Raw genomic sequence first — 2,765 nt, 5'->3', positions numbered from 1 at the left:
GAGCCTGCTCTTCCGGCTGCCCGGCCACCGGGCTGGAAGGAATGGATCCCAGGAAGTTCCTGCGCATGGCAGCCCTGGGCATGGATGAAGAAGTAACCTCCACCCCCTGGGTCTGGATGTGCACCATGTGCACCAGGTGTGTTCATGCATGTCCCATGCAGATCAATATCCCCCAGCTTGTTTTCCAGGCCCGCAAAACCTGGCCCGAGGAAAAAAAGCCAAGGGGAATCGTGCAATCCTGTAAAGCGGCCATGATCGACGATGCCACCAGTTCCATGGGAGCAACCTCAGAAGATTTCGTCGAGGCCGTGGAAGAAACCCTGGAGCAGGTCCGCAGTCAGCAGCGCGGATACAAGGACCTGCAGGTCACTTTTGACCGTAAGGGGGCCAAGTATTTTCTCAACCAGAACTCCCGCGAGCCCATGACAGAACACGACGAAATGGTTCCCTTATGGAAAATCATGCACGAGGCAGGGGCAGACTGGACTTATGGCCGAGCCGGCTGGGCCGCGGAAAACTACTGTATGTTCGCAGCCAACGATGCTGAGTGGGAAAAAATTGTTCGCATAAAGGCCGAGGCCGTAGACGCCCTGGGCTGTGAATACTGGCTCAACACGGAGTGAGGGCATGAACTCTACGCAGTCCGGTTCGGACTGGAAAAGTTCAACATTCCTCACAAATTCAAAATCGAATCCATAATCCGGCTCTATGCCGACTGGGTCAGGGAAGGCAGGATCAAGCTTTCCTCGGACTGGAACAAGGACCTCAAGATCAAGTTCACAGTACAGGACCCCTGCAACATGGTGCGCAAAACCTTCGGCGACTCCATTGCCGATGATATGCGTTACGTGCTCAAGGCCTGCGTGGGCGAAGAAAACTTCGTGGACACCTGGCCCAACAAATCCAACAACTTCTGCTGCGGCGGAGGCGGTGGATTCCTTCAAGCTGGTCTGAAGTCAGCCCGTCAGAGCTACGGCAAGGTCAAACACGACCAGATCATGGAAACCGGGGCTAAATATGTGATTACACCATGTCACAACTGCCACTCCCAGGTACACGACCTCTCCCACCACTTTGAAGGAGGCTACGAATGTGTTCACCTGTGGACAGTCATGGCCCTGTCCATGGGCATCCTCGGTCCTGATGAAAGGGCTTACCTGGATGCCAGCCTGAGCGAATGCGGCATAAACGAATGTTCTCTGCCGCCAGACGAATAATATGCGCTGCACCTGATTATTTCGCAGCAATTAAATCAGTAACGGCCTGTGCGAACTGTGCAGGCCGTTACTTTTCAAAATGATCAAAGCCCTTGAGGCCAAGCTCCCTGTCCTGCAGGAATATACCCGGCTTATCCGTAACTGTTCCCAGCCTCCTGCAGTCCATCACCTTTTTTTTGACCGTATCCCACCCCTTACGTGTACACGCTCCCAGCAGGGCGTAATCCTCCCCTCCCTTGAGCGCCGTGGCCAGAGGATCAAGGCCTCTGTCCCGGCAGAAAGATGCAACCTCAGGATGAACCCTGAAATCCGAACAGATCTCCACCCCGGTTCCCCGCCTGCAGAACCTGGGCAGGTCCCGGGCCAGGCCGTCGGAGACGTCCATAAGACCCTTGACCTCCTCTATCCCGGCCAATACCTGCCCCTCGCGCACCAGGGGCCTGGGTCTCAGGTGTTGAGCCACGCATTCCGGATACCTGTCCAGTCCGGGATCGTTTTCCTCCAGCAGGCTGAGCCCGCATGCCGCCAGGCCTGCCTTGCCCACGACAAAAAGTACGTCCCCGGGCTCTGCTTTACCTCTTAGCATCTGTCTGGCAGGGCTTTTTCCCCAGATGCACACGGCAAGACCCAGGGATTTGCCGAAGCTCAAGTCCCCTCCGGTGAGGGCCAGCTTGAACTTTGCCCCCAGCTCAGCCATTGAAGACAGCATGCTTCTGCAGAATTCCTCGTCCAGGTATACCGGCCAGATGAGATTGAGGTTGAAGCCCAGGGGCCTGGCCCCGCCCGCCGCCAGGTCGCTTAAGTTCACCGCCAGGGCCTTGTGCCCGATGTCTTCCGGGGTGAAATACCTGGTTCTGAAGTGTACGTCCTCCAGGAAGAGATCACTGCTCATGCACAGGCTTGCAGGACACTTGAGAACTGCACAGTCGTCACCCCTGCCCACCACCATGTGCGGATGCTCCCTGGGGAAAAGGCTGTTGACTATTTCCAGAAAATGATCTTCGGATTTAAGCATAAGCAATGGTTGGTTTATGGATTATTTGGATTATTCGTAACTATTCAGAACCTGCGGCCGAAAAGCCAGGGGCCGAATTTCCGGACCACTAAAGGTCATAATCATTAAGGTGAACAGTTACGATTATTCTTCAAAATTCAGGTAGTCACCGCTTATGGTCTTGAGCCCCACCCCGGGGAAATTGACCTTGTACTTGTTGGGCGGCAGGGCCTGGACCACCTTGCCCCGGCCGAAGACCTTGTGCCGGCAGTACCCCCCAGCCGGCACAGCTGACGTCTGACTGCGCCTGCTGGACCGGGGGCTTACCTCCCCCGGCAGCGGCCCATCACCTTGCGGATTCTTTTTTGCCCCGGAGAAAATTCCGGCCTGCTCTTTCACCTTGCTGTACAAAGACGTATCAATTTCCCGCACAAAGGGACTGGGCCAGACCCGCTGGTTGAAGCCGGTGCTTCGCTGGTAGATGCTCTGAGGCACAAAAAGTCCCAGGTAATCCCTGGCCCGGGTGCAGGCCACGTATAAAAGCCTTTGCTCCT

General features: G+C 55.9%; 2 protein-coding genes and 1 pseudogene. 1 reads left to right on the top strand and 2 read right to left on the bottom strand.

The window, feature by feature from the left end; all coding sequences use genetic code 11:
- Positions 1-1,217, top strand: a 1,217-nt coding sequence (locus tag QZP87_RS14315; RefSeq protein ID WP_291323602.1) for a (Fe-S)-binding protein, incomplete at its 5' end; no start/stop codon positions are given.
- A gap of 67 nt (positions 1,218-1,284) precedes the next feature.
- On the opposite strand, the gene thiL is transcribed toward QZP87_RS14315, so the two are convergent.
- Both thiL and QZP87_RS14305 read right to left on the bottom strand, forming a co-directional pair.
- The gene (gene thiL / locus QZP87_RS14310; RefSeq protein WP_291323601.1) at positions 1,285-2,232 is read right to left on the bottom strand and encodes a thiamine-phosphate kinase; all 948 of its coding nucleotides are present in this window, start codon (positions 2,230-2,232) and stop codon (positions 1,285-1,287) included.
- A gap of 123 nt (positions 2,233-2,355) precedes the next feature.
- Positions 2,356-2,765, bottom strand: a pseudogene (locus QZP87_RS14305) (ATP-dependent helicase); the annotation flags it as partial.

This window comes from Desulfonatronospira sp. (assembly GCA_003563255.1).
Classification (GTDB): domain Bacteria; phylum Desulfobacterota; class Desulfovibrionia; order Desulfovibrionales; family Desulfonatronovibrionaceae; genus Desulfonatronospira.
The sequence above is the reverse complement of the archived record's forward strand: the minus strand, read 5'-3'. Positions and strand labels throughout refer to the sequence as shown.